Here is a 24306-nt window from a genome sequence, read left to right on the forward strand (position 1 = left end):
CATTACGCCGCCGGGCGGTACATCGGTCGGGAGCAAGTCGTGCAGCAAGGCGAACAACCCCAGTTGCGCCAGCCAGCCGAGCAGGGCTCCGGTCACGCTGGCCAGCAGCCCGAGCATCGCCAGTTGCAGGCTGAACAGCCAGAGTGTTTCGCGGCGGGACAAGCCCAGGCAGCGCAGCAGCGCGCTGGCATCAAAGCGCCGATTGGCAAAACGGGTTGCAGACAGGGCAACCGCCACCCCGGCGAGCAACACCGCTACCAGGCTGGCCATGTTCAGATAGCGTTCGGCCTTGCCGAGTGCGCCGCCGATTTGCTGGTTGCCATCACGCCCGTCGAGCAAGCGCTGGTTGGCTTCAAGGCCCGGTTGGATGACGTCACGGTAGGACTGTAGTGCCGGTGCTTCGCCGCGCCACAGCTCGCGAAAGCTGACCCGGCTGCCGGGTTGTACGATGCCGGTCGCTTGCAGGTCATCCAGATTGATCAGCACTCGTGGGGTCAGGCTGTAAAAATTACCGGCACGGTCGGGTTCGTAGGTCAGAACACGGGTGATCTTGACGGTTTTTGAGCCGACATCAATGTCGTCACCGACCTTGAGATCCAATGCAGTCAGCAGTCGCGGCTCAACCCAGGCCTGCCCGGACTTTGGCCCGCCGCCGGGCTGTTCTTCGCCGTAAGGCTGGGCGGCGCTTTTGAGTTGGCCGCGCAGGGGGTATGCGTCATCGGCGGCTTTGATGCTGGACAGCTGAATGCCGTTGTCTGTGGCAATTACGCTGGAAAACTCGACGATTTGCGCGTGTTTGAGCCCCAGTTCGTTGCCCACGCGGATTTGCTCTTCGCGGGCCGGTGAGCTGCCTTCGAGCACCAGGTCGGCCCCCAGGAACTCGGTGGCGCGCAAAACCATCGCGCCGTTGAGGCGAGCGCCGAAGTAACCGATGGCGGTGCTGGCAGCGACGGCCACCAGTACGGCAAAAAACAGCACGCGCAACTCACCGGCGCGTGCATCACGCAGGAGTTGGCGCAGGGCGAGGCTGAGCAGACGGACCAGCGGCAAACGTGCCATCAAGGCTCCAGAGGGCCGACCAGATGGCCGGCGTCAAGACGGATCAGGCGTCGGCAGCGATGGGCCAGACGTTCGTCATGGGTCACCAGTACCAGTGTGGTGCCCTGTTCTTTGTTCAGCTCAAACAGCAGCTCGGTAATGCGCTCGCCGGTGTGGCTGTCGAGGTTACCTGTCGGTTCGTCGGCAAACAGCACGTCCGGGTTGGCGGCAAAGGCCCGTGCTATGGCAACGCGTTGCTGCTCGCCGCCAGACAACTGGCGCGGTGAATGGCTCAGGCGCTGGCCCAGGCCGACCCGTTCAAGCAAATGCCGCGCCTGTTCGCGGGCGTCTTTGCGGCCATCGAGCTCCAGCGGCAACATGACGTTTTCCAGTGCGTTGAGGCTGTCGAGCAGTTGGAATGACTGGAACACGAAGCCAACGTGTTCGGCGCGCACGCGGGCACGCTGATCTTCATCGAGGGTGCTGAGTGCATGCCCGGCCAGAATGACTTCACCCTGGCTGGGCAGGTCCAGGCCTGCGAGCAAGCCGAGCAGGGTGGATTTGCCCGAGCCGGAAGCGCCGACGATGGCCAGGCTGTCGCCTTTGCGCAGTTCCAGGCTTAAGGGGTGCAGGATGGTTAACTCGCCTTCCGCGCTGAGAACCACTTTGCTAAGGTTCTGCGCGGTGAGAATACTTTCGCCCATGGAGAATCCAATGCGTACGTGGTTTTTAAGTGCTGCTCTTGCCCTGATGTGTATAGCGCAGAATGCAGCTGCAGGAACAATCTTGATCGTCGGCGATAGTATCAGCGCGGCTTTAGGCCTGGATACCCGTCTGGGATGGGCTTCTTTGCTGCAACAACGGCTTAAGGAGCAAGGCTACGACGACCAGGTAGTCAATGCCTCGATCAGCGGCGACACCAGCGCCGGCGGGCTTGCGCGGTTACCGGCGCTGCTTGCGGAGCATAAACCGCAGGTGGTGATTATTGAGCTGGGCGCCAACGATGGGCTGCGCGGCCAGCCGCCAGCACAATTGAAACAAAATCTTGCCGCGATGGTCGACGACTCGCAAAAAGCAGGTGCCAAAGTGCTGCTGTTGGGCATGTTGTTGCCGCCCAATTATGGTCGGCGCTATACCGACGCTTTTGCCAAGGTCTACAGCGATCTGGGCAGCGAGAAAAAGGTCGCGCTGGTGCCGTTTTTCCTGGAGGGCGTCGGCGGGCATCCCGAGTTTATCCAGGATGATGGCCTGCATCCGAAGGCCAATGCACAGGGCCGTTTGCTCGATAATGTGTGGTCAACCCTAAAACCACTGCTTTGATGCTTTTCTAGTGGCATGGTTTCGGCTAATGTGGCGCCCCCCCGATTTGGAGCCCCTGATGTCGCGTCCTGCCTGGTCTTTATATGCTTATCAACTGATCGAGCCCGATGAACAGCTCGATTTGTTCGCCTGCCAGGAGGTACGGGTACATTTGGTCACGCGCCAATTGGAGCTGGGTGGCACAATCGACCGCACCCTGTGTGGCTCATTGCTGCCCGCGCAGCCGCGTTGGTCGGATGTCACGCGCAAGGTGTTTCAGGATCACCGGCTTTGCCCGCTGTGCCGGGCGATTATTGAGTCTCAGCGCCGCGGCACTGAGCCGATCTGGCCCGAATTGCGCTTTGAATTGTGATGTAACCTGTCTGAAACCTTAAGACTCAATACGCCGCCTCCCGGCTTTTCGAGGTGGCGTGTACACTCTCTTTTTTGTCCCCCTGTTGATTATGCGAAGGGTCTTCCGGATGTTCTCGCGCTTACCTGCTGTCACCCGTTATCTGTCAGTTGCCGCACTGTGTGTTGCGGGTCCCGTTCATGCGCTTGAATTTCCGCTGCCGCCACCGGGTGAAGACATGGTCGGGCAGGTGCAAGTCATCAAGGGCAAATACGAAGATTCTTTCTCGGACCTTGGCAACCAGTACGAACTGGGCTACTCCGAAATGATTGCCGCCAACCCAGGTGTGGATGCCTGGCTGCCTGTCAAAAAGAACCTCGACGGCTCGATCGTTGACACCGATATTGTCTTGCCGACCCAGTTCATCCTGCCGCCGGGCAAGCGCGAAGGCATCGTGATCAACCTTGCCGAGTACCGCTTGTATTATTTCCCCAAAGGCCAGAACAAGGTGTACACCTTTCCGTTGGGGATCGGCCGTGAAGGCTGGGGCTCGCCTTTGGGGCTGACCAAGGTCACGGCTAAAACGCCAAATCCGACCTGGACGCCTCCTGCTTCGATCAAGGCCGAACACGCCGCCAATGGCGACCCGTTGCCTAACGTTGTGCCGGCAGGGCCGGACAACCCGCTGGGGCCGTTCAAGTTCACCCTGGGCATGCCGGGTTACCTGATTCATGGCTCCAACGCCAAGTTCGGTATCGGCACGGGCACCAGCCATGGCTGTTTCCGCATGCTGAACAAAAACGTGCTTGAGCTGGCCAAAATGGTGCCGGTGCGTACGCCGGTTCGCATTATCAACGAACCGTACAAACTCGGTGTTAGCGGCGGCAAGGTATTCCTTGAAGTGCATGAGCCGTTGAATGTCAAAGATGGCTCTTTGCTAGCCAAAAGTGACAAGTCGCATTTGACTCAGGAAGATCTGCAGAACAAGTACGCAGGCTTTATCAACTTCCTGCTTAAGCATAAAGACCTGGAAAAGGTCATCCAGATCGACAAAGACAAAGCGTTCCCTGTGGTCGGTGCCGAAACCGGCATACCTCAGGAGATCGGTGTGGCCAACACCACGGTGCAACAGGGTCAGTCGCTGGACTACGTTCAGTAACGCACCCAGGCACTAAAACAGCCGCCACGGTTAACGCCCTGGCGGTTTTTTATTGCCTGCTTAGTTGGTAGCAGGCATAAAAAAGCCGACCCATAAAAATGGGTCGGCTTCGATAATAATCCCGAAGGACTATTACTTGCGGCTAGCTTTTTCAAGCATACGCAGAGCACGTTCGTTAGCTTCATCAGCAGTCTGTTGTGCTTTTTGAGCAGCAGCCAGAGCTTCGTCAGCTTTGCGGTAGGCTTCGTCAGCACGAGCCTGGGAACGAGCTGCTGCGTCTTCAGTTGCAGTCAGACGGGCTTCAGTTTCTTTAGATACGCTGCTGCAACCGGTAGCCAGAACTGCGGCCAATGCCAGAGCAGAGAATTTCAGAACGTTGTTCATCGTGTTCCCCTTCAAGGACTTTCTAATTAAAGCTGCTCCTTCAACATGAGGAAACAGCCGGCGTACATACTACCCATTACTTGTAGTAAGTAAACTGACCTAGCGCAAGAACCAAAAAAAATATTTGGCAATCAATGCCAATGGGCTAGATTTAACAGATTGTGTCCGAGAAAACTGCCCGTCTTTGGTCGTCTTGAGCAAGCGGCTTGCAAATATAAAGACCGCGTGAAGTGACTTCAAGAGGGCGCCTGCGTCATAGATAAGTCTTTTGCGTGCGAGCACACACTGAGCATCAATTGCGAGAGCGACTATTCTTAATTTTGCCTGTCGGCGTGCCTGCCGTTGTCTGTGTGCCTGTTGCAGAGGCTGTTCCGGTTGCTGTGTAACGGCAATGACACAGGGCCAGTATCTGGGTTCCCTCAGCACAAAAACATGAGTAAGGTAGAGGTCACAGTCCAAGACCCGCGAGGAGTAATGATGAGCGAGGCGCTGTCCATCCACCATGACCAGGCAGGTCACCAGTTTGAGACCACTGTCGACGGTCACCGTGCCTACCTGACCTACATGGATTTGGGTAAGCAGACTCTGGATATTTACCGCACCTTTGTGCCCAACGCGTTGCGTGGGCGAGGCATTGCGGCCGCGTTGACCGAGCAGGCGCTCGATTACGCCGAAAAAATGGGCTACGAGGTGATTCCTTCGTGTTCCTACGTTGAGCGCTATATGGAGCGCCACAAGCGCACTCAGGCCAAAACCTGAAATAGCACTCATAAAAAACGCCGGGCTAGCCCGGCGTTTTTGTGTGCGCTTAAAATCAGCCGCGAGCCCGCTTGGGCAGGACGTCCTTGAGCTTGGCGTGCATGCTGCGCAAGGTGTTTTCAGTGCTCGCCCAGTCGATGCAGGCATCGGTGATCGAGACACCGTATTGCAAGTCTTCAAGGTTTTTAGGGATCGCCTGGCAGCCCCAGTTCAGGTGGCTTTCAACCATCAGACCGATGATCGACTGGTTGCCTTCAAGGATCTGATTGGCCACGTTCTCCATCACCAGCGGTTGCAGCGCCGGGTCTTTGTTGGAGTTGGCGTGGCTGCAGTCGACCATGATGTTCGGGGTGATTTTAGCTTTGGTCAGGGCTTGCTCGCAGAGCGCCACGCTGACCGAATCATAGTTCGGCTTGCCATTGCCACCGCGCAATACTACGTGGCCGTAGGCGTTGCCTTTGGTGGTGACGATGGACACGCCACCTTCCTGGTTGATACCCAGGAAACGGTGCGGGCTGGACACTGACTGCAAGGCGTTGATCGCAACGGTCAGGCCGCCATCGGTGCCATTTTTAAAGCCGACTGCCGAAGACAGGCCAGAGGCCATTTCGCGGTGAGTTTGCGACTCGGTGGTACGCGCACCAATGGCAGACCAACTGATAAGGTCTTGCAGGTACTGTGGCGAAATCGGGTCAAGGGCTTCAGTGGCGGTTGGCAGGCCCATTTCGGCCAGGTCCAGAAGCAATTTACGGCCGATGTGCAGACCGTCTTCGATTTTGAACGAGTCGTCCAGGTACGGGTCGTTGATCAGGCCTTTCCAGCCCACGGTGGTCCGTGGTTTTTCGAAATAAACCCGCATGACCAGATACAGCGTGTCGCTGACTTCAGCCGCAAGTACCTTCAGGCGCTCAGCGTATTCATGAGCCGCCTTGAGGTCGTGGATCGAGCAAGGCCCGATGACAACGAACAGGCGATGGTCTTTGCCATCCAGGATGTTGCGAATGACCTCACGCCCTTTGTTCACGGTCTGCAGCGCTGTAGCGCTGAGAGGAATCTCGCGCTTGAGGCGTTCAGGTGTGATCAGGGTTTCGTTGGAGGCAACGTTAAGGTCGTCGATCGGTAAATCAGCCATCGTGTTACTCGTCAGGTCACGGGTGCCGGCCGCCAGCGATCCCCGTGCGGCGGAGCACAGCTTGATTGAGCGCATCGGGGAGCGGAACCTTAACGCGTTAAGCGGTTATTCGACAATGGGCACACAGCGGTTTAATCCAGTGCAGGTTGTGCCAGGGCCTGCTCCAGTGTTTCCTGGGAAAACTCCACCGCGTGCAGGTTGACCCATTCCAGGGCCAATGCATCCTTGTTTTCGAAGGGCAGGTTGAGTTGATTGCGCTGGCGGCAATAGTGTTCGATCTGACACACCTGCTCACCCATGCGCGCACCAAACAGGGTTTGGTCATCGGTAAAGGCCACACCGACGCGGTAGCCGTCGGCGTGTTTTTCACACCAGGCGATATAGCCCGGGTAGTGGGCGGTTTCACCCAGGGTGGGCATGTACATGTCAACCGCCGTGCCGCGCCTCCAGCCTCTGTCACTGTTGCACGCAACACCCCCCAGGCTGATAGTGTTCAGCTTCTGGCGCGAAAGGGCAGGGTGCTTGCGAGGGGTGATCTGAACAGGAACATCATCTGGGTGAGGCAAAAAACGACCCATGTACACAGACTCCAAAGTGCCAGTATTTTGATCTTGTTAGCTGAGTATAGTGACTGAAATGGAACTGACAGACTTTGATGCGGACCAGCGCCTGCTGACACTGCCCGGCACGACCTTGCTGGTGTTCACCAGCACCGGGTGTTCGAGCTGCCGCACGGCGCGCAAAATGCTGCCCGAAATGCAGTTGCCCATTGATCAGCTGTGCTGGATTGACGCCGGTGACAACGGTGGCCTGGTCGAGCGTTACGAGATCTTCCACCTTCCTGCGTTGTTTGTCGTGCGTGACGGTGCTTTTTACGGTGAATTGAAGTCGCGTTTGAGTGAAGGGGAGTTGGCCCATCACCTTAAACTGGCCTTGCTGCTTGAGCCTGACGAACTGCCTTGAACCTTGTGCTACCCCAACTGCGCGTGTAAGTCATCGCGCGGGTCATCGAACTTGTCAGGGCGCTGCTAAGCTGAATTCATCTCGGCCATAACGCCTGTCGAGGAGGTCGCATGATTCGCTCGATACTGTTCGCCACAGACCTCGGTATTTATGCTCCGGTTGTGATGCAGCACGCTTTGGGGCTAGCCCGCAGTTTCAAGGCGGATTTGTATGTACTTCACGTTGTGGAGCCTATGGGGCTGTTCGCCGAATCGGTATTGCAAAGTTATCTGGATGAGCAGGCGCTGCATGAACTGCAGCAGCAGGGCATGACCGCCATGCTGTCCAATATTGAGCAGCGCGTATTCGAGAGTCTTCAAGATGAACTGGGCGAAGGGGCGCAGGAGCTTGCGTTGATCCGCTCGGTCAAGGTGGTTCAAGGCGAGCCCGCCCATATCATTCTGGAGGAGTCGCGAAAACTTGGGGTTGACCTGTTGATCCTCGGCAGTCATGGGCAGTCTACTGGCGCAAACAGCCACTTGGGGCACAACGCAAGCCGCGTCGTAGAGCAGGCGCAGGTGCCGGTGTACCTGGTGCCGTTGGTGCAACGTCGGCGGCGCACCGACGGGTGAAGGCGACGAACTGCTTAAAACGATAAAAAAGTTCTAGATTTATTCTTCTGACCTTCCATATAGTTATATATCGCCGCCGATAGTCATGGCGCCTATTTGCTCTGAGGGATGCATATGAAGCTTCAACAACTGCGCTACATCTGGGAAGTGGCGCACCACGACCTCAACGTTTCAGCTACCGCTCAGAGTCTCTACACCTCACAGCCTGGGATCAGTAAACAGATCCGTTTGCTGGAAGACGAGTTGGGCGTTGAAGTATTTGCGCGCAGTGGCAAACACCTGACCCGTGTCACACCGGCGGGCGAGCGCATCATCACCACCGCCGGTGAAATCCTGCGCAAGGTCGAGAGCATCAAGCAGATCGCCCAAGAGTTTTCCAACGAGAAAAAAGGCACGTTGTCGATTGCCACCACGCACACTCAGGCGCGCTATGCTTTGCCGCCGGTTATCAGCAACTTCATCAAGCAATACCCGGATGTAGCTCTGCATATGCATCAGGGCTCGCCGATGCAGATTGCTGAAATGGCCGCTGACGGCACCGTTGATTTTGCAATTGCTACTGAAGCGCTGGAACTGTTCGGCGACCTGGTAATGATGCCGTGCTACCGCTGGAACCGTTGCGTGGTCGTGCCTCAAGGCCACCCGCTGACCAAACTGCCGAAGCTGACCCTCGAGGCCTTGGCTGAATACCCGATTGTGACTTACGTCTTTGGTTTTACCGGCCGCTCCAAGCTGGACGAAGCCTTCAGCCATCGCGGCCTGACCCCCAAGGTGGTGTTTACCGCAGCTGACGCTGACGTGATCAAGACTTACGTACGCCTGGGCCTGGGCGTCGGCATTGTGGCCAAGATGGCGGTAGACACCAACCTGGACAAAGACCTGGTGGTGCTGGATGCCAGCGAGCTGTTCGAATCGAGCATCACCAAGATTGGTTTCCGTCGCGGTACCTTCCTGCGCGGTTTCATGTGCGATTTCATTGAGAAATTTGCACCGCACCTGACCCGTGAAGTGATGGCCAAGGCCATTGCCTGCCATAACAAGCAGGAACTCGAAGACCTGTTTGAAGGGGTTGAACTGCCGGTTCATTGAGTGGGCTGATCGGCCCACGGATGGGCCAGTTGAGTCCATGACGGTGGTGGCTGCGAGCCATGACCGTCACTACCCCAGTAACGCACATGCTGGCATGAATACCTTGAAACTCGACGCGTGATTTCACGCTGGGCGAACAGCGCCCGGCCCACGCCAAGACAAGGACTTTTCATGAATACCAGTGCGCAAACTGCTTCCGTATTAATCCCGTCGTTAAGCCCCGCCTTCATCAGTGCCGATGATGCGGCGGTGTATGCCCACGAGCTCATTGCAGCCATCAAGAATGGCGTTGTCTATGGCGGTTTTATACTCGCCAGGCAGAACCGCTATTACGCCACCCTGCCACATGCGGGCTCCAGCACGTCCTTTGACCCTGCCGACGTGCTGTCATTGTCTGACGACGGATTATTCCTGCCGATCCGGGGCTACACCATTGAAGGGATGTACCACTCCAATACCTCCATTCAGCGGATGCCTTGGCAGATGCACGAGGAAAGCGAGTTGCAAGACAACTTCTTTTCGATTCACGACCTCAATCAAGCGATTCGCTACAAACACAACTACCCGCGCTTCTATTTGTCCTGCCCGGACAAGTGCGTGTTGAGCTACATCGCCAGTGGCTCGAACCTTGAGAAAGCCTTGTTGCCTTTACTTTCACGCAAGCGAGCGCTGTATCCCGGGACGTTTGAAAGAGCCTATGACTTGGGGTCGTTGATGCCCTCTGACGTGATTGGTTTGATCTGCCTGGCGGGGGAACTCAGCATTGTGCTGGCGGGGGCTCACTGGGATCGACGCACCCGGCTGGGTGCGAACTGGAAGGCCGATCAGCAGAAGGGGCGGACCTCGGTCGACAAGCCCGCACTGTGTTCCAGTGTGTACAGCGATGTAGTAGACGCGGTGAAGGCTGTTCATCAGGCCATGCTCTTGCGCAAACACACGCAATTTGCCGGGTTTGTACTCAAGCAGCTGGACGCTGACGTGTACGTTTATACCCGTGCATTAGAAACGCCTTTTTTTGAATTTGACCGGGATGTGGTGTTCCCCAAGGATCCCAGCGGAGTGCCGGTGGTGCCCGAGGGTTACCGCATCGTCGGGGTTTACTTGTCAGGTGAAGAACCGGATGCGCTGTTGCATGACACTACCAACGAGTTGTTTGGTGATTTCTTTTCCCCCAGCGCGCTGCTGACCAGTTTGTTGCTGGCGCGCGCAACACCTGGCTGCGACGTCTTCTTTTGTGCACGGGAGGGCGGGTTACTGCGCTATCAGAGCGACGCGACAGAGTCAGAAGCAGAGTTGGTCACACTGGTGAACCGCTCTCACGCGACCGTGCCCGACATTGAAGCGAGACTTTTCCCTTACGACCGTAATGCACAGAGCTACGTCCACCGTGTGGCCGAAGCGGGCAAGCTGGAAGTCATTACAACTGATGAGGTATGGACGCAAGAGGGAAGGATTGGCCCCGACTGGGCGCCGTTTGCCGTGTCGCCAACGCTGTAGGAGCGAGCTTGCCTCGCGATCTTTTAACGGTCAAAAGATCGCGAGACGAGCTCGCTCCTACAGTGTGTGGCGGGACGCGTTATTGCTCGGCGTTACGGCTGTGGCGGTACTCGCTGACCGAGTCATACACGGCTTTGCGCAGGCGGTTGATACCGCCAATCGGTCGGTGCTCTTCGATGCCGTGCCATGGGCTGAATGACAGGTTGTCACAGGCCAGATTCTGGCTCGGGGTGTCGAAGTCTTGCGGTTCTACGGTGATGCGCGCCACAGTCTCGAAGGGTGCATCGGACTCCTTCCATTCAATACTGGTGTCTTCAATTGGCATGTAGCGGTTGGCATCCTGACGCTGAACCTGCAACACAAAACAGGCAGGCGTGCGGTCTGTGCTGAGCTGCTGAGTCAACGCACTGCGCAAGAAGTTCGGCAGGTCCTGGTTCTGTTTGGGCAGGCTGTAGGCCGGGCAGTTGTCAGCGTCCGGTGCCACTCTGAATTTGGCATTGGCCGTCCCGAACTTGTAAGGCGACACCGAATAGTAGGTGGTTTGTGTCGGGCTGGCGGGTGCGGGTGCCAAGGTGGCCAAGGCAATAAACAGGTGCCGCACTTGCCAACTGCGCGGGTCCCAGGACGGAAAAAACGCCAGCACTTTTTTGCCGTCGGCCTGGGCCGCGATGTTCTGACGATACTCCGCCACATCGCTGACAAAGAAGTTGGGGTGGTTGAACATCACAAAATCCTGTTCGCCGCGCCCTTGCTGGCTGGGCAACAGCTGCGTGCCCGGCACGTCCTGCAACTTGATCGCCATGCCGCGGGCGTCGCGGATGCTGTCAAATTGCGGGTAAGCATTACCGTTGGACAGGCGCATCACGGCTTGCCAGGTTTTGCCCGGCGCCGCAAACACACCTTGGCGCAAGGCCGGGTCGAGGTCATCGAGCACTTTGACCTCGGCTTTGACGCAGCCATGCGCTTTGGCGTGAGCATCGCGCAGGTAGCGCGTGTTCTCGCGGTGCTGGTCGACGATTTTAATCGCCGTCTGGATCGTGTCTTGAGTCATCGCGGCTTCACCGGCCGGGATCTGCTCCTGTGCTGAAACAGGACCGCGGTACTTCCAGGCATACCAGCCTGTTGTCAGCGCCCAGCCCAGCAGCCCCAGCACGATCAGGGCGAGCAACAGCTTGCCCAGCCAGGTGCCGAGTCGAAGCCATAAAGTGGTCAGCATGCAAACATCCTTTTAATCGTTATTCGTTGGGCAACTGGTGTTCGAGCGGGCCGCCGAGCACTTTCAGGTACTCGATCAAGGCCCAGCGCTCTTCAGGTTGCAGCAGGCGACCAATCACGCCGTTGCCCTGCGGTCCGGCCCGGAACTCGTGGCCGCTGTTGTGGTTGCCACTGATGCGGGTGTCCAGCACGAAGCCGCCGTCAAAAGCGTCTGTGCGGTAGCCCAAGTGGCGTGGGTCGTACTCAAAATTGCCGCGATAGAAGGTTTGCGCACGTTCTGACTGCGGCGACAGCAATTGATACACCGTCGGCACAGAGCCGTTGTGCAGGTAGGGCGCAGTGGCCCAGATGCCATCCAGCGGGCGAGCCTTGTAGGCGCGCAACTCCAGTACGCCAATCGGCAGGCCAAAGCCGTTGAGGCGTGCTTGCTCTTCAGGGCTGACGGCAGCGTCGTGGTAGGCGCGTTTTTCAACAAAGGCGGTGACATAGGCCAGGCCCTTGGCGACGGACAGCTGATGCATGTCCAGCGGCTGCTCGCTCTTGGGGAGGAGGTTGACGTTCATGCTGGCCAACTCGGCCGGGTCCCACTGCAGGGCGCTGAGGTCGTAGCGATTGTCTGCGATGTTAGTGGCGGTATTGGGATCGGTACCGATCACCTCGACCGGCAGCATTTTAAGTTGCTTGACCAGACGGCCGTTTTCTTCAACCACGGGCGGCACGTGGCAACCTGCGCAGTTCTCGGTAAAAAGACGGCGGCCTTTGGCGGCCAGCGGGCGGTCGATCTTGCCGAAGAGGTCTTCGGGCCAAACGGGTGGCTTGAGTCGTTGCAGGGTTTCTTCAATCAGGTGCAAGTCGTTGACCCGCACGCTGGACGGGTAGCGCTGGTCGCCTTGCAGCGGCTGACCGTGGCTGTCGAAGAAGTTCAGGGTTGCGCCGACGCCCAAGGCTTCACCGATATTGCGTGCCATGGGTTGTTGGGCCGAGCCATTCCATTGCACCCAGTCGAACGTCCACATGTCCCACAGGTGCGGGTAGTCTACCGGCGCATTGGCCACTCGATAGTTGTCGGGCGAGATCGCGTCGCCGAAGCTGGCATTGGCAATCCGGCCAAAGGCATCGGTGCGCCCCGGGCCTTCGAGTGTCGGGTAAAGGCCGCGATGGGTGTCGTTCCAGGCCACGGCCAGAAAGGTGTCCAGCGAGGCCTTGAAGTCCTTGCGCAGTTGCTTGTGCCCGGCTTCATAGTTATCGCCCAGAACCGTGCGGGCAAAGCGCTCAAATTTCCAGGGGTTGTAGTACGTGGCTGCCAGGCTTGCGACCAGCGCCTGGCCAAAGCTGCCGCCGCGCAGGGTCGGTACGCTGGAAGGCAGCACGTGTTGCGCCGGGCCACCGTCAATGCGCAGGGCCTGGCCTTTGTAACGCAGCTCGCCGGTGTGGCAGGCCGCGCAGGTGATGTCCAGATACTCAACGGGGCTGCCGGGGTTCTGATGGCGAGTGAAGCCGACGGGCAAGTTGGCCGGATTAGCGGCGCTGGCTTGCTGCTGCGGGTCGATCAAAAAGCCAAACCGCGCCAAATACTCAGGCGCAGCGAAGCGTTGCGTCGAGAAGGGCAGCTCCAGGGCACTGAACCAGTCGTAATGCAGGCCTTTCACTTGGGTGCCCTGGGGGGTGTAGTAATAAAGTTGCCGGTCAGCTTCGCTCCATTGGTCCTGGTAGTGCACGTGCTGCGGCGCGGTGTAAGCAGGCAGTTTTGGGTTGGCGATGAAGTAGACAACCACACACAGCCCTAACACCAAGGCCACGCCAAGCCCTGACAGCACACGGTAAAACAATCGCAAAATAACGCTCCTTGTAGGAATTTTTTCAGTCTTATGCCTGAGCGAGCGGCTAGCATCAAGTGGCTATCGGTTTGATCGTGGAGGGGAGGGACAGGTTTGACAGCGTGCTTGAAGTGTTAGCAAAAGTTGCGGTAATTATGAATTGTGATTTAGACGTGAACTTATCCGCGATTTGCCTCTCTCATGCCGGTAGCCATTGGTTGCGGCCGCCTGATAAGCTCGCGGCTTTATTCGATTGCCCATTTGGCGCATGAACAAGGAAATAGCATGAAACAGCATCGGTTGGCGGCAGCTGTGGCTCTGGTAAGCCTGGTACTGGCGGGTTGCGACTCGCAGACCAGCGTAGAGCTGAAAACCCCGGCACAAAAAGCCTCTTATGGCATTGGCCTGAACATGGGTAAAAGCCTGGCTCAAGAAGGCATGGATGATCTGGATTCCAAAGCCGTAGCCTTGGGCATCGAAGATGCCGTCGGCAAGAAAGAGCAAAAGCTTAAGGATGACGAACTGATCGAAGCGTTCGCCGCCCTGCAAAAACGCGCTGAAGAGCGCCTGGCCAAGATGAGCGACGAAGCCTCTGCCGCCGGTAAAAAATTCCTCGAAGAAAACGGCAAGAAAGCGGGTGTTGTCACCACTGCTTCTGGCCTGCAGTACGAAGTCATCAAAAAGGCCGATGGCCCACAGCCAAAGCCAACTGACGTCGTGACCGTTCACTACGAAGGCAAGCTGATTGACGGCAAGGTTTTCGACAGCTCGATCGAGCGCGGTAGCCCGATTGACCTGCCAGTCAGCGGCGTGATCCCGGGTTGGGTTGAAGGCCTGCAACTGATGCACGTGGGTGAGAAGTACAAGCTGTACATCCCTAGCGAACTGGCTTACGGCGCACAAAGCCCAAGCCCGGCGATCCCGGCCAACTCGGTGCTGGTATTCGACCTGGAACTGCTGGGCATCAAAGACCCTGCAAAACCAGAGGCCGATGCTGCCAAGTAAGCAGCCTCTGTTTTCACACAACGCCCCGTCCTGACGGGGCGTTGTCGTATCTGGGCCTGGCCCGTCTGTTTATCCCCCCGACCAGCGGTTATTTGTCGCATCCGTTCTGATGGCTAGTAGTTGCTGACCAGCAAGTCAATGAATTTATGGGTTTTTTTATGTGTGTAAAAAATGCCCGATCTAAGCGCAGCCCTTATAGAACGTGGCTTTCGGAGCGAAAAATCTGCTCTGTTCACAAGGTTATCCACAATTTGTGTGGATAACATTTCGCGTTTATCGGGCTTATTCCTGCGGCGAAGGTGAACACGAGCAAGAAGATCAAAAACCCCAGAGACCTCAGCGGCTGTTAGGATTAAGCTTCTAAGGAAAATTCCGACTTGATCTGTCTAAAAATCTGACGGGGTTAGCAATGGATCTTCAAATCATCAAGCGCAATGGAGAACCCGAATATGCGGTTCTTTCGTGGCAGAGCTACCTGGCGCTACTCAAGGCTGCGGGTATCGACGCTCCGGTAGCGACAACACTCATCCCTGATACTGAACGACAGCCGCCTGAGCCTGTACAGGCGCTGCCAGGGCTCGATCAACTACGTGGTCTGCGCGAGGGCAAGGGTTTGGCCCTGGAGGTGCTGGCACGCACGGTAGGCATTAGCCCGTCGTACCTGGGAATGATCGAAACCGGTGAACGTCTGCCGGATCTTGCCATTCGCCGTAGCCTGGCCTGGGAGCTGGGCGTTGCGGGCTGGAGGGAAGCCTCATGAACGTGCGCATCAGTCGTCAACACTGGGATGGGTTACTGGCTGAGCTTGATCAGGCGCGTCGACAACGCCATTTAGTGACATACCGGGCATTGCTGGAGCGTTTGCAGTTGCCCAGCCCGGCCATGTTGACCCTCACCTCCGCGCTGGAGCATCTGGCGGCAATGGACGTGAAGGCCGAACAGCCGCTACGCAGTTCGCTGGTGATCAGCCAAGGGGCGAGCCGTCTGCCCCGCACCGGTTTTTTTGAATGCGTGGGGCGCCTTGGGCGTTTTGCCGGGCCGCCGGATGGCGTCGCGGCAGCCTCCTGGCACGCCTCGGAAGTGGTTCGGGTGTTTGAACACAGTTACGAACACGAAGAAGCGTAAAGACAAAAAGGGCGGGCCGCATGATGCGGCCCGCCCTTTTTACACCAAAACCCCGTAGGAGCGAGCTTGCCTCGCGATCTTTTAAACGTTCAAAAGATCGCGAGACACGTGAAGGTTACTTCTTCGCTGCCTGTGGGTTGAGCTTGAGGTAGTCCAGCAGGACGCGCCCGGTTTCACTCAGGTAAGCGTCGTCTTCTGGCTTAGTCTTTTCAGGCTCCACCGGCAAGGCGTCTTCGTCTTCTTTCTTCATTTCCTTTAGCGGTGCTTCGCCTTTAGCCTTGCGGCGGGCGTTTTCCATCACCAACTGCTGGGCATCGATATCGGCGTGTTGTGCGCGACGGTCGGCCTCGTTCAGGCTCACGGTTTTCTCGGCCATTAGCTTGTCGGCCAGGGCCAGCTTGTCGCGGATAAAGATGAACTCGGCATCTTTAGCCACACGCGCATCGTGATCCGCTTTCAGTTGCGCAATGAACGGTTTGAACGGGTCAGCCGCAGGCTTGATCGCAGGGCGGATGGTGTCCCACGGCATGGCCTCAGGCAGTGCACTTTCACCGATTTCCTTGGTGTCGATAATCGACGGGAAGGCGACGTCAGGCAATACGCCCTGATGCTGGGTGCTCTGCCCGGAAACCCGGTAGAACTTGGCCAGTGTCAGTTTCAGCTCGCCGTGGTTCAGCGGCTGAATGGTTTGCACCGTGCCCTTGCCGAACGTTTGGCCGCCGATAATCAGCGCGCGGTGGTAATCCTGCATGGCCCCGGCGAAAATCTCCGACGCCGATGCCGACAAGCGATTGACCAGCAACGCCATCGGGCCTTTGTAGAACGCGCCCGGGTTTTCGTCTTCGAGTACGTCGACTTTACCGTCAGCGTTACGTACCAGAACCGTTGGGCCCTTGTCGATAAACAGGCTGGTCAGCTCGGTGGCTTCCTGCAACGAACCGCCACCGTTGTTGCGCAGGTCGATAATCACGCCATCGACTTTTTCATTCTGCAACTCGGTCAGCAGTTTTTTAACGTCGCGGGTCGTACTCTTGTAGTTCGGGTCACCGGCACGGTAGGCCTTGAAGTCCAGGTAGAACGCCGGGATTTCGATCACGCCCAGTTTGTAGTCTTTGCCATCCTGCTTGAGGTTGAGGATCGACTTTTTCGCCGCCTGCTCTTCAAGCTTCACCGCTTCACGGGTGATGGAGACAATCTTGCTGGTCTGGTCATTAGGCGCATTGCTCGCCGGAATCACTTCCAGGCGCACCACAGAGCCTTTAGGGCCCCGAATCAACTTGACCACTTCGTCCAGGCGCCAGCCGATCACGTCGACCATCTCTTTGTCGCCCTGGGCAACGCCGATGATCTTGTCAGCCGGAGCGACTTGCTTGGTCTTGTCGGCGGGGCCTGCCGGCACCAGGCGCACGATCTTCACTTGGTCGTTATCGCTCTGCAACACGGCGCCGATGCCTTCCAGCGACAGGCTCATGTTGATGTCGAAGTTTTCCGCGTTATCTGGCGACAGATAGTTGGTGTGCGGGTCGTAAGACATGGCGAAGGTGTTGATGTACGCCTGGAAGATGTCTTCGCTGCGGGTCTGATCAAGACGGCTCAACTGGTTCTTGTAGCGCTTGGTCAGCAGTTCCTGAATTTTCGACGGCTCTTTGCCAGCGATTTTCAGGCGCAGGACTTCGTCCTTGAGACGTTTGCGCCACAGATCATTGAGTTCGGCTTCAGTCTTGAGCCACGGAGCGTCCTTGCGGTCGATCTGCAGGGTCTCTTTGGTGGTGAAGTCGAACGAGTCCACGCCTTTGTTCAGTTCGCCAAGGGCGAAGTCCAGACGCGACTTGACGCGATCCAGGTAGCGCTTGTAGATGGTGAAGCCGGGATTGAGATCGCCGCTCTTGAGGAAGTCGTCAAACTGGAATTTCCATTTGTCGAATTCGGCGATATCACTGGCCAGAAAGTAACTGCGCGAAGGATCGAGCAGCTTCAGGTAGCTGTCATAGATGATCGCGGAACGTGCGTCATCCAGTGGCGGCTTGCTGTAATGATGGCGTTTGAGCAGCTCAACAACGTTAAGGCTGGCAATTACCTCATCACGATCGGGCTGAAGGTTATCCCAACTGTTAGCGGCGAACGTAGTGGCCGAAAACGGCAAAACGCCTAAGCCAATGAAGAGTGCGAGAGCGGTGCTAGGGAATAAATGCTTCATGCTGAGTCGACGCGGGGGCAATTGATAACGCATATTAGGCCGTCTTTGAAGTCGCCGGTTCCGTAAAAACCGGCCGCATAATGCAAGAAGCCCGATGCAGCAGCACCGGGCTCAGTCCAGACTCACTATGGAGGCACTGTGAAAGCATTGCAAGGCGTTGAGGGACAAGTGAAGTGGGTTGAAGAACCAAGCCCACGTTGTGATGTAGGACAAATCCGAATTCGTGTGGCGGCAGCGGGCCTTAATCGCGCCGATCTTTTGCAAAGCCAGGGGTTGTATCCGCCACCGCCTGGCGCCAGCCAGATGCTGGGGCTGGAGTGCTCGGGCGTGGTCAGCGAGGTCGGGCCAGGGTCTTCCTGGCAAGTCGGAGACCGCGTGTGCGCGCTGTTGGCGGGCGGTGGCATGGCGCAAGAGGTCGTGGTTGATGGGCGCCATGCCTTGCCGGTGCCCGAAGGGTTGTCGCTGATTGAGGCGGCTGCCCTGCCCGAGGTGTACAGCACTGCATGGCTTAATCTGTTCCAATTGGCGGCCCTGAAGCCGGGCGAAAAAGTGTTGCTGCATGCCGGAGCAAGTGGAGTTGGTTCAGCCGCTATTCAGCTGTGCAAAGCCTTTGGCAGCCCGTGCTGGGTGACGGTCGGTTCGGCCGAGCGCCTGGCCTATTGTGAGGCCCTGGGTGCCCAGGGCGGCGCAGTGCGCACCGAAGGGCTGGACAGCCTCAAGGCGCTGGGGCCGTTTGACGTGGTACTCGACCCGGTGGGCGCCAACTATGTGGAGTCCAACCTCAAGTTGCTGGCACTGGACGGGCGTTGGGTGTTGATTGGCTTGATGGGTGGGCGCAAGGCCGAGCTGGACCTGGCCTTGGTGTTGGGCAAGCGCATCCAGTTGCTGGGTTCGACATTGCGCAGCCGCGGCGACCAGTTCAAGGCGGATTTGCTGAGTGATCTCAATCAGCAAGTGTGGCCGTTGTTTGCCGAAGGCCGCTTGAGCCCGCAGTTGGCCAAAACCTTCCCGATTGAAGAGGCCCAGGCGGCGTTTGCCGAATTGGTCAGCAATCAGGTGTCGGGCAAGCTGGTGCTGGTTATTGACGCGAGCCTGGTGTAGTTGACACATAACTGTAGGAGCGAGCTTGCCTCGCGATCTTTTAAAAAGATCAAAAGATCGCGAGGCAAGCTCGCTCCTACGGTTTTCTAATTTTACTTCCAGTGATGAATCGGCCAGCCCGCCTTTTCAGCGTGCTCACGCAAGACCGGGTCCGGGTTGACCGCATGCGGGTGATCCACTTTGAGCAGCAACGGCAAGTCGTTGCGTGAATCAGAATAAAAACTCGCGCCCTCAAGGTTTTCTTCTTGTTCGTCCAGCCATTCCAGCAGGCGTGTGATCTTGCCATCACGGTAGGTCAGGGTGCCCACGGTGTTGCCGGTGTACGTACCGTGCGCAACTTCCAGTTCAATACCCAGCACTTCATCAATGCCCAGACGCTCGGCAATCGGTTTGACCAAGTGCACGCCCGACGCCGAAATAATCAAAATGCGATCGCCGGCCTTGCGGTGAGCGGCCACGGTTTTGGTCGCGTCACTGAAAATGATCGGTTCGATAAAGTCTTCAACCCACGGGCCGACCAAATGCTCGATTTCTTCAGGGGTCCGTCCGATCAAGGGCTCCAGGCTGAAGGCCATGTAATCTTCCATCCTCAACTTGCCTTGGCTATAGGCGTGCATCAGTTCGTTATTACGCTTTAAAAACTCTTCCGGATCGACCCAGCCCAAGCGGCCCATTTGCTCGCTCCACAAGGTGGCGCAGTCGCCGTGAATCAACGTTTCATCCAGGTCAAAAATTGCCAGGGCCATCAGTGCAACTCCCTTTTCATGGTGCTCAAAAGCATCAGGCTACCTCACATAAGGCGCTGGAATCGATGGTCAACGCCACGCGCTGACCATCCGCGTACAGGTCGGCCGCAGAACGGTTGAGCACGTCCACGATCAACTCCACGCCACGGACTTCGACCCGATAGCGGATCACGTTGCCCAGCAGGCTGTGGTTGCGGATCAGTGTGTCGGCCTCGCCGTGCAGGCTCAAGCCCAGGGTTTCCGGGCGTATGGCGATGCGGCTGGTGACCGGGCGCTGCAATAAACGGCTGGCGGTGTCGGCGTCCAGCAGGTTGTAGTTGCCAATAAAACTCGCGGCAAACACGTCCACCGGGGCGACATAGAGGCTTTCGGCATTGCCGCTCTGGACGATCCGGCCCTTGTTCATCAGGAAGATACGGTCGCTCATGGTCAGCGCTTCTTCCTGGTCGTGGGTGACGAAAATCGTGGTCAGCCCCAGTTCGCGCTGGATCTGCCGGATCTGCTCGCGCAAATGCTTGCGGATACGGGCATCCAGTGCTGACAGGGGTTCGTCCAGCAGCAACAGGCGCGGGCGTGTCACCAGTGAGCGGGCCAGCGCCACACGCTGGCATTGGCCGCCCGACAGTTGGTGCGGGTAGCGCTTGGCAAAGTCATTGAGCTCGACCAGTTGCAGTACCTCAGTCACGCGTTTTTGGCTGTCATTGGCGTTGACTTTTTGCATGCGCAGGCCAAACGCAACGTTTTGCTCAACGGTCATGTTGGGGAACAGCGCGTAGCTCTGGAACACCATGCCAATCCCGCGTTTTTGCGGGTTGAGCGGCACGATGTCCTGGCCATCGAGGAGGATCTTGCCGTCATCCACCGGCGTCAGCCCGGCGATGCAGCGCAGCAGCGTTGACTTGCCGCAGCCCGACGGGCCGAGCAGGGTGACGAACTCGCCCTTGCTGATGGTGAAATTGATGTCGCTGAAGACCGGCGTGCCGGAGTAGGTTTTTTGCAGGTGTTCGACGCTGACAAAACTCATTGGCTTTTGTCCTTGTTCAGGAAGGTGGCAACCCAAGTCAGCACCAGTACAAATAGGAAGTACGAGATCACCAGCGCACTGGTGAAATGGCCGCTGCTGTTACGCATGTTATTGAGGAACACCTGCAAGGTTTCGTAGCGGGTGCCGACCAGGATGTTGGCAAACACAAATTCGCCAAACAGGAACGAAAACGACAGCAGCAACGCCACCAGCAAGCCTTTGCGCAAGTTCGGCAACACCACCAGAAACGCCGCCTGCCAGGTGCTGGCGCCGAGCAGTTGAGCGGCGTCCATCAGGTCGTGCAGGTTGATGGCTTGCAGGTTGTTGGTGATGGCCCGGTACATGAAGGGCAGGGCCACAGTGAAGTAGCAGCCGATCAGGATCCACGGCGTACCGACCATGGCCATCGGCCCCGAGCCGTACAGTTGCAGCAGGCCCACCGACGACACTACCGGAGGTACCGCAAACGGCAGCAGGATAAGGATGTTCATCAGCGCGTCGAGTTTGGGGAAGTGGTAATGCACCACAAACAGCAGCGGCAGAATCAACACCACCGACAGCAGCAAAGACCCGAAGCAGATCAACAGCGAATGGCCGAATGCGGTCAAAAAGCGCGGATCGCTCCACAGTTGCAGGTACCACTTGAAGGTGAAGCCGCTGGGCAACACGGTGGCGGACCAGCTGCTGGCGATCGAGTACACAAACGTGCCCAGCAGCGGCAACAGCAAAATAATAAACAGCAGGTAAACCACCGTGCGGTGATAAACGCTGGCGGTTCCGGTTTCAGCGCGCGACATGGTAGCTCCTCTTTAACAGCCACTGATGCACCAGCGTCACCAGGGTCATCAACCCCACCAGAATCACCGCCAGCGCACTGGCCATGTTCGGGTCCAGGCTGATGTCACCCGAGACCATCGCGGCAATGCGGATAGGCAATACGTTGAAGTTGCCGGTGGTCAGCGCATACACCGTGGCGTAGGCGCCGAGGGCGTTGGCCAGCAGGATCACAAAGGTGCCCAGCAGCGCCGGTGTGAGGACAGGCAGGCCAATAAAGCGCCAGAACTGCCAGCTATTGGCGCCCAGCAATGACGCTGACTCGCGCCAGTCTTCACGCAGGGCATCAAAGGCCGGGTACAGCAGCAGAACGCCCAGCGGGATCTGGAAGTAGGTGTACAAAATAATCAGGCCGGTTTTGGAGTAGAGGTTGAAGTCCTCGATGATCCCCGCTTGTTTCAGCATGATCGTGATACTGCCGTTAAACCCCAGCAGGATGATGAAGGCAAAGGCCAGCGGCACCCCGGAGAAGTTGCTGGTCATGTTGGCGAAGGCGTTAACGAAGTTGCGCAGCCTTGAGTCGACTTTATGCAGCGAGTAGCTGCCGAGCACGGCAATTACGATGCCGAACAGGCTGGACCAGAAACTGATCTCCAGGCTGTGCTGGATGGCCTGCAAATAGAACTTCGAGGCGAAGATCTTGCTGAAGTTATCCAGGCCCCAGCCGGTGTCTTCTGATTGCAGGCTGTGTACCAGCACCCACACCAGCGGGGCAATCTGGAACACGATAAAGACAATTGCAAAGGGCGTGAGGCACAACAATGCCAGCCATTTACCACGGGTCATGGCGCGGGTCTCAATAAGGTCTGGCACAGCGGTTTGTCATGGGCGACGCCCAGCAATTGGCAAATCGTGCCGCACAGTTCGGTTTGTTTGGGGGTGGCCTGCGGGTCCAGGCTAAAGGCGTCGCCAAGTACAAACAGCGGCACTTCGCGTTCTTCGGGCAACAGGCCATTGTGCGAGCGGTCGTTGTTCATGCCGTGGTCGGCGGTCACCAGCACCTGGTAGCCCGCGTCCAGCCAGCTTTGAAGGTAGTCGGCCAACACAATGTCCGCAGAACGCGCGCTGTTGCGGTACTGCGAGCTGTCGAGGCCGTGCTTGTGGCCGGCATCGTCGATGTTCATCGGGTGCACCAGCAAAAAGTCCGGCGCATGGCGCAGGCGCAGGCTTTCGGCATCGGCAAACAAGTGGGAATCGGGATAGTGATCGTTCCAGTAAAAATGCCCGTGCTGGATGGGCAGGTCACTGTCTTCGGTGTGGCGGTCACGGGCCGCGATAAAAGGCGAGCGGTTATACAGTTCGCTGACCCAGTGGTAAGCCGCGGCGGCGGTGCTCAAACCTGCCTCGCGGGCGTAATGGAACACGCTGCGCTGGTGAGACAGGCGCGAGACATTGTTATGCACAATGCCGCTTTCAATCGGCGGGACACCCGTGAGGATGCACTCGTAAAGAGGGCGCGACAGCGCTGGCAATTCACAGGTGAGCTTGTACAGCGTGGCGCGTCCTGCGCTGACATACGCCTGCAAATGCCCCATGGCATGGCGGGCAACGTCATGATTGAGTCCGTCGAGTACCACCAAAATGACCTTGTGTTTCATGTACTGCGACTCCGCAGGTAAAGCACAGAATGTGCAGGGGCGAGCTTGCCTCGAGATCTTTTAAACGATCAAAAGATCGCGAGACGAGCTCGCTCCTACAGGGGAGGTACAGCTCTTTACTGCATGTTGATGATGACTTCTTCCTGCCATTTCTGAGGCAGGGCCTTCGCGGTTTTTTCCCACGCGTCGGCGTCTTTGATCGGCGTCACGTTCTTGTACTGCTCGTTAGGCAGCAGCTTGGCCTTCACGTCGTCTGGCAGGGTCAGGTGTTCGGCGCGGATCGGGCGGGCGTTGCCACGCGCCAGATTGGTTTGGCCGGCATCGCTGAAGATGTATTCGCGGGTCAGTTTGGCGGCGTTCGGGTGCTTGGCGTATTTGTTGATGATGGTGGTGTAACCCGAAATCACAGAGCCGTCCGACGGAATCAGCACCACATAGTCATCCGGGTTGGCCATTTTGGCTTTGTAGCTCAGGCCGTTGAAGTCCCAGACCACGCCCACTTCAACTTCACCTTTTTCCATGGTGGCGATGGTCGGGTTGGCCAGTGACAGGCGGCCTTGCTTGGCGATGTCCGCAAACATCAACAGGGCTGGCTGAATGTTCTTTTCATCACCGTGGTTGGCAAAGGCCGCAGCCAGAACACCGTTGGAGGCTTGCGCGGCGGTGCTCACGTCACCGATCGAGACCTTGTATTTACCAGATTTGAGGTCAGACCATTTGGTTGGCACTTCAGAGCCGTGCAGCAGCTTTTTATTGACGATAAACGCGATGGTGCCGGTGTAGGCCAATGCCCAGTTACCGTCTTTGTCCTTGGCCCAGGCCGGGATCTGTTCCCAGGTGGTGGGTTTGTATGGCTGGGTCACGCCTTTGGCCACCGCGATAGGGCCGAAGGCTGCACCGACGTCACCGATATCAGCGCTGGCGTTGTCTTTTTCGGCGGCAAACTTGGCCACTTCCTGAGCCGAACTCATGTCGGTGTCGACATGCTTGAGGCCATACAGTTTGTTCAAGTCTTCCCACGTGCCTTTCCAGTTGGCCCAGTCATCGGGCATGCCGACACTGTTCACGGCGCCCTCTGCCTTGGCGGCAGTTTCAAGGGCTTGTAAATCGACATCGGCGGCCATGGCCGAGGTGCAAAGGGCGATGCTGGTGCCTAACAGTGATGCCAGAAAAAACTGTTTCATCTGAAGCTCCTGTGGGGGTGTTCACGCTGGTTTTTTTAGAGTTTTGCAGTGGGTTGGTCTAGGTCAGCAATACCTGAGCCAATTTAAGGGGGCTGCATGACACTTTAATGTCGGCATTGGTTGTGCAAGCACTTTTACAGGCCCGCCAAGTGCCGTGAGCTAAGCGTAGACCATGGT

General features: G+C 57.5%; 26 protein-coding genes. 12 read left to right on the top strand and 14 right to left on the bottom strand.

The features are described 5' to 3' along the window. A partial coding sequence (locus GHO25_RS06575; RefSeq protein ID WP_153390220.1) for an ABC transporter permease occupies positions 1-1059 on the bottom strand: 1059 nt, incomplete at its 3' end. Beyond that, the gene (locus tag GHO25_RS06580) at positions 1059-1742 is read right to left on the bottom strand and encodes an ABC transporter ATP-binding protein (RefSeq protein ID WP_048368628.1); all 684 of its coding nucleotides are present in this window, start codon (positions 1740-1742) and stop codon (positions 1059-1061) included. The genes GHO25_RS06575 and GHO25_RS06580, both read right to left, overlap by 1 nt. A 10-nt stretch (positions 1743-1752) precedes the next feature. Here GHO25_RS06580 and GHO25_RS06585 point away from each other — a divergent pair, with 10 nt between their 5' ends. From GHO25_RS06585 to GHO25_RS06595, 3 genes are all read left to right on the top strand, one after another. Further along, positions 1753-2358 (top strand): arylesterase, encoded by a 606-nt coding sequence (locus GHO25_RS06585; RefSeq protein ID WP_153390222.1) that lies wholly within the window; start codon positions 1753-1755, stop codon positions 2356-2358. Between the two features lie 58 nt (positions 2359-2416). Further along, a complete protein-coding gene (locus tag GHO25_RS06590) occupies positions 2417-2710 on the top strand; it encodes a hypothetical protein (RefSeq protein WP_003446817.1) in 294 nt (97 codons plus the stop codon). A 109-nt stretch (positions 2711-2819) separates the two neighbouring features. Continuing rightward, positions 2820-3848: a L,D-transpeptidase family protein gene (locus tag GHO25_RS06595; RefSeq protein WP_153390223.1), complete on the top strand. Its 1029-nt coding sequence runs from the start codon at positions 2820-2822 to the stop codon at positions 3846-3848. 132 nt (positions 3849-3980) lie between these two features. Here the strand turns inward: GHO25_RS06595 and oprI are convergent, their stop codons facing one another. Next, positions 3981-4232 (bottom strand): outer membrane lipoprotei OprI, encoded by a 252-nt coding sequence (gene oprI / locus GHO25_RS06600; protein ID WP_003172710.1) that lies wholly within the window; start codon positions 4230-4232, stop codon positions 3981-3983. Positions 4233-4709: 477 nt separating this feature from the next. Between oprI and GHO25_RS06605 the strand changes: the two genes are divergently transcribed. Then, positions 4710-4991 carry a GNAT family N-acetyltransferase gene (locus GHO25_RS06605; protein ID WP_048368625.1) on the top strand — a complete coding sequence of 94 codons (282 nt, stop codon included), beginning with the start codon at positions 4710-4712 and terminating at the stop codon, positions 4989-4991. 55 nt (positions 4992-5046) lie between these two features. On the opposite strand, the gene GHO25_RS06610 is transcribed toward GHO25_RS06605, so the two are convergent. Both GHO25_RS06610 and GHO25_RS06615 read right to left on the bottom strand, forming a co-directional pair. Next, positions 5047-6123, bottom strand: a complete 1077-nt coding sequence (locus tag GHO25_RS06610) for a 3-deoxy-7-phosphoheptulonate synthase (protein WP_048368800.1) — start codon at positions 6121-6123, stop codon at positions 5047-5049. A 131-nt stretch (positions 6124-6254) separates the two neighbouring features. Further along, positions 6255-6701: a PilZ domain-containing protein gene (locus tag GHO25_RS06615; RefSeq protein ID WP_153374051.1), complete on the bottom strand. Its 447-nt coding sequence runs from the start codon at positions 6699-6701 to the stop codon at positions 6255-6257. A 58-nt stretch (positions 6702-6759) separates the two neighbouring features. On the opposite strand from GHO25_RS06615, the gene GHO25_RS06620 reads away from it, so the two are divergent. The 4 genes from GHO25_RS06620 to GHO25_RS06635 all read left to right on the top strand — a co-directional run bounded on the left by GHO25_RS06620 (position 6760) and on the right by GHO25_RS06635 (position 10283). Further along, a complete protein-coding gene (locus tag GHO25_RS06620) occupies positions 6760-7086 on the top strand; it encodes a thioredoxin (RefSeq protein ID WP_048391481.1) in 327 nt (108 codons plus the stop codon). A 110-nt stretch (positions 7087-7196) separates the two neighbouring features. Then, positions 7197-7697 (top strand): universal stress protein, encoded by a 501-nt coding sequence (locus tag GHO25_RS06625; protein ID WP_153390225.1) that lies wholly within the window; start codon positions 7197-7199, stop codon positions 7695-7697. Between the two features lie 114 nt (positions 7698-7811). After that, the gene (cysB, locus tag GHO25_RS06630) at positions 7812-8786 is read left to right on the top strand and encodes an HTH-type transcriptional regulator CysB (protein ID WP_048368621.1); all 975 of its coding nucleotides are present in this window, start codon (positions 7812-7814) and stop codon (positions 8784-8786) included. 171 nt (positions 8787-8957) lie between these two features. Continuing rightward, positions 8958-10283, top strand: a complete 1326-nt coding sequence (locus GHO25_RS06635) for a DUF4329 domain-containing protein (RefSeq protein ID WP_153390227.1) — start codon at positions 8958-8960, stop codon at positions 10281-10283. A 79-nt stretch (positions 10284-10362) separates the two neighbouring features. Here GHO25_RS06635 and GHO25_RS06640 read toward each other — a convergent pair whose 3' ends face one another. Continuing rightward, positions 10363-11499 carry a catalase family protein gene (locus tag GHO25_RS06640; protein WP_153390228.1) on the bottom strand — a complete coding sequence of 379 codons (1137 nt, stop codon included), beginning with the start codon at positions 11497-11499 and terminating at the stop codon, positions 10363-10365. A gap of 19 nt (positions 11500-11518) precedes the next feature. Continuing rightward, a complete protein-coding gene (locus tag GHO25_RS06645; RefSeq protein ID WP_153390230.1) occupies positions 11519-13333 on the bottom strand; it encodes a di-heme-cytochrome C peroxidase in 1815 nt (604 codons plus the stop codon). Between the two features lie 267 nt (positions 13334-13600). Between GHO25_RS06645 and GHO25_RS06650 the strand changes: the two genes are divergently transcribed. The 3 genes from GHO25_RS06650 to GHO25_RS06660 all read left to right on the top strand — a co-directional run bounded on the left by GHO25_RS06650 (position 13601) and on the right by GHO25_RS06660 (position 15445). After that, a complete protein-coding gene (locus tag GHO25_RS06650) occupies positions 13601-14320 on the top strand; it encodes an FKBP-type peptidyl-prolyl cis-trans isomerase (RefSeq protein ID WP_048368617.1) in 720 nt (239 codons plus the stop codon). Between the two features lie 409 nt (positions 14321-14729). Next, complete coding sequence (locus tag GHO25_RS06655; RefSeq protein ID WP_048368616.1) at positions 14730-15080, top strand: helix-turn-helix transcriptional regulator; 351 nt, start codon at positions 14730-14732, stop codon at positions 15078-15080. Then, positions 15077-15445 carry a hypothetical protein gene (locus GHO25_RS06660; RefSeq protein ID WP_048368615.1) on the top strand — a complete coding sequence of 123 codons (369 nt, stop codon included), beginning with the start codon at positions 15077-15079 and terminating at the stop codon, positions 15443-15445. The genes GHO25_RS06655 and GHO25_RS06660 overlap by 4 nt, the downstream gene beginning before the upstream one ends. A 115-nt stretch (positions 15446-15560) precedes the next feature. Here the strand turns inward: GHO25_RS06660 and GHO25_RS06665 are convergent, their stop codons facing one another. Next, the gene (locus tag GHO25_RS06665; protein ID WP_174479320.1) at positions 15561-17642 is read right to left on the bottom strand and encodes a carboxy terminal-processing peptidase; all 2082 of its coding nucleotides are present in this window, start codon (positions 17640-17642) and stop codon (positions 15561-15563) included. A 138-nt stretch (positions 17643-17780) separates the two neighbouring features. On the opposite strand from GHO25_RS06665, the gene GHO25_RS06670 reads away from it, so the two are divergent. Further along, on the top strand, positions 17781-18743 hold the full coding sequence (locus GHO25_RS06670; RefSeq protein ID WP_178110013.1) for a zinc-binding dehydrogenase: 963 nt from the start codon (positions 17781-17783) through the stop codon (positions 18741-18743). A 92-nt stretch (positions 18744-18835) separates the two neighbouring features. Here the strand turns inward: GHO25_RS06670 and GHO25_RS06675 are convergent, their stop codons facing one another. The 6 genes from GHO25_RS06675 to GHO25_RS06700 all read right to left on the bottom strand — a co-directional run bounded on the left by GHO25_RS06675 (position 18836) and on the right by GHO25_RS06700 (position 24129). Beyond that, positions 18836-19489, bottom strand: a complete 654-nt coding sequence (locus GHO25_RS06675) for an HAD family phosphatase (RefSeq protein ID WP_153390232.1) — start codon at positions 19487-19489, stop codon at positions 18836-18838. A gap of 34 nt (positions 19490-19523) precedes the next feature. Further along, complete coding sequence (locus tag GHO25_RS06680) at positions 19524-20513, bottom strand: ABC transporter ATP-binding protein (RefSeq protein WP_153390234.1); 990 nt, start codon at positions 20511-20513, stop codon at positions 19524-19526. Further along, positions 20510-21310 (bottom strand): ABC transporter permease, encoded by an 801-nt coding sequence (locus GHO25_RS06685; protein ID WP_123750370.1) that lies wholly within the window; start codon positions 21308-21310, stop codon positions 20510-20512. The genes GHO25_RS06680 and GHO25_RS06685 overlap by 4 nt, the downstream gene beginning before the upstream one ends. Then, positions 21297-22133, bottom strand: coding sequence for an ABC transporter permease subunit (locus tag GHO25_RS06690; protein ID WP_153390236.1), 837 nt, complete (start codon positions 22131-22133; stop codon positions 21297-21299). Before GHO25_RS06690 ends, GHO25_RS06685 begins: the two co-directional genes overlap by 14 nt. After that, entirely contained in the window at positions 22130-22945 is an 816-nt protein-coding gene (locus GHO25_RS06695) for an alkaline phosphatase family protein (protein WP_153390238.1), read from the bottom strand. Before GHO25_RS06695 ends, GHO25_RS06690 begins: the two co-directional genes overlap by 4 nt. Before the next feature lie 116 nt (positions 22946-23061). Beyond that, entirely contained in the window at positions 23062-24129 is a 1068-nt protein-coding gene (locus GHO25_RS06700) for an ABC transporter substrate-binding protein (protein ID WP_153390240.1), read from the bottom strand. Positions 24130-24306: the final 177 nt, after the last annotated feature.

The organism is Pseudomonas sp. FSL R10-1350 (genome assembly GCF_009600525.1).
Taxonomy (GTDB): domain Bacteria; phylum Pseudomonadota; class Gammaproteobacteria; order Pseudomonadales; family Pseudomonadaceae; genus Aquipseudomonas; species Aquipseudomonas helleri.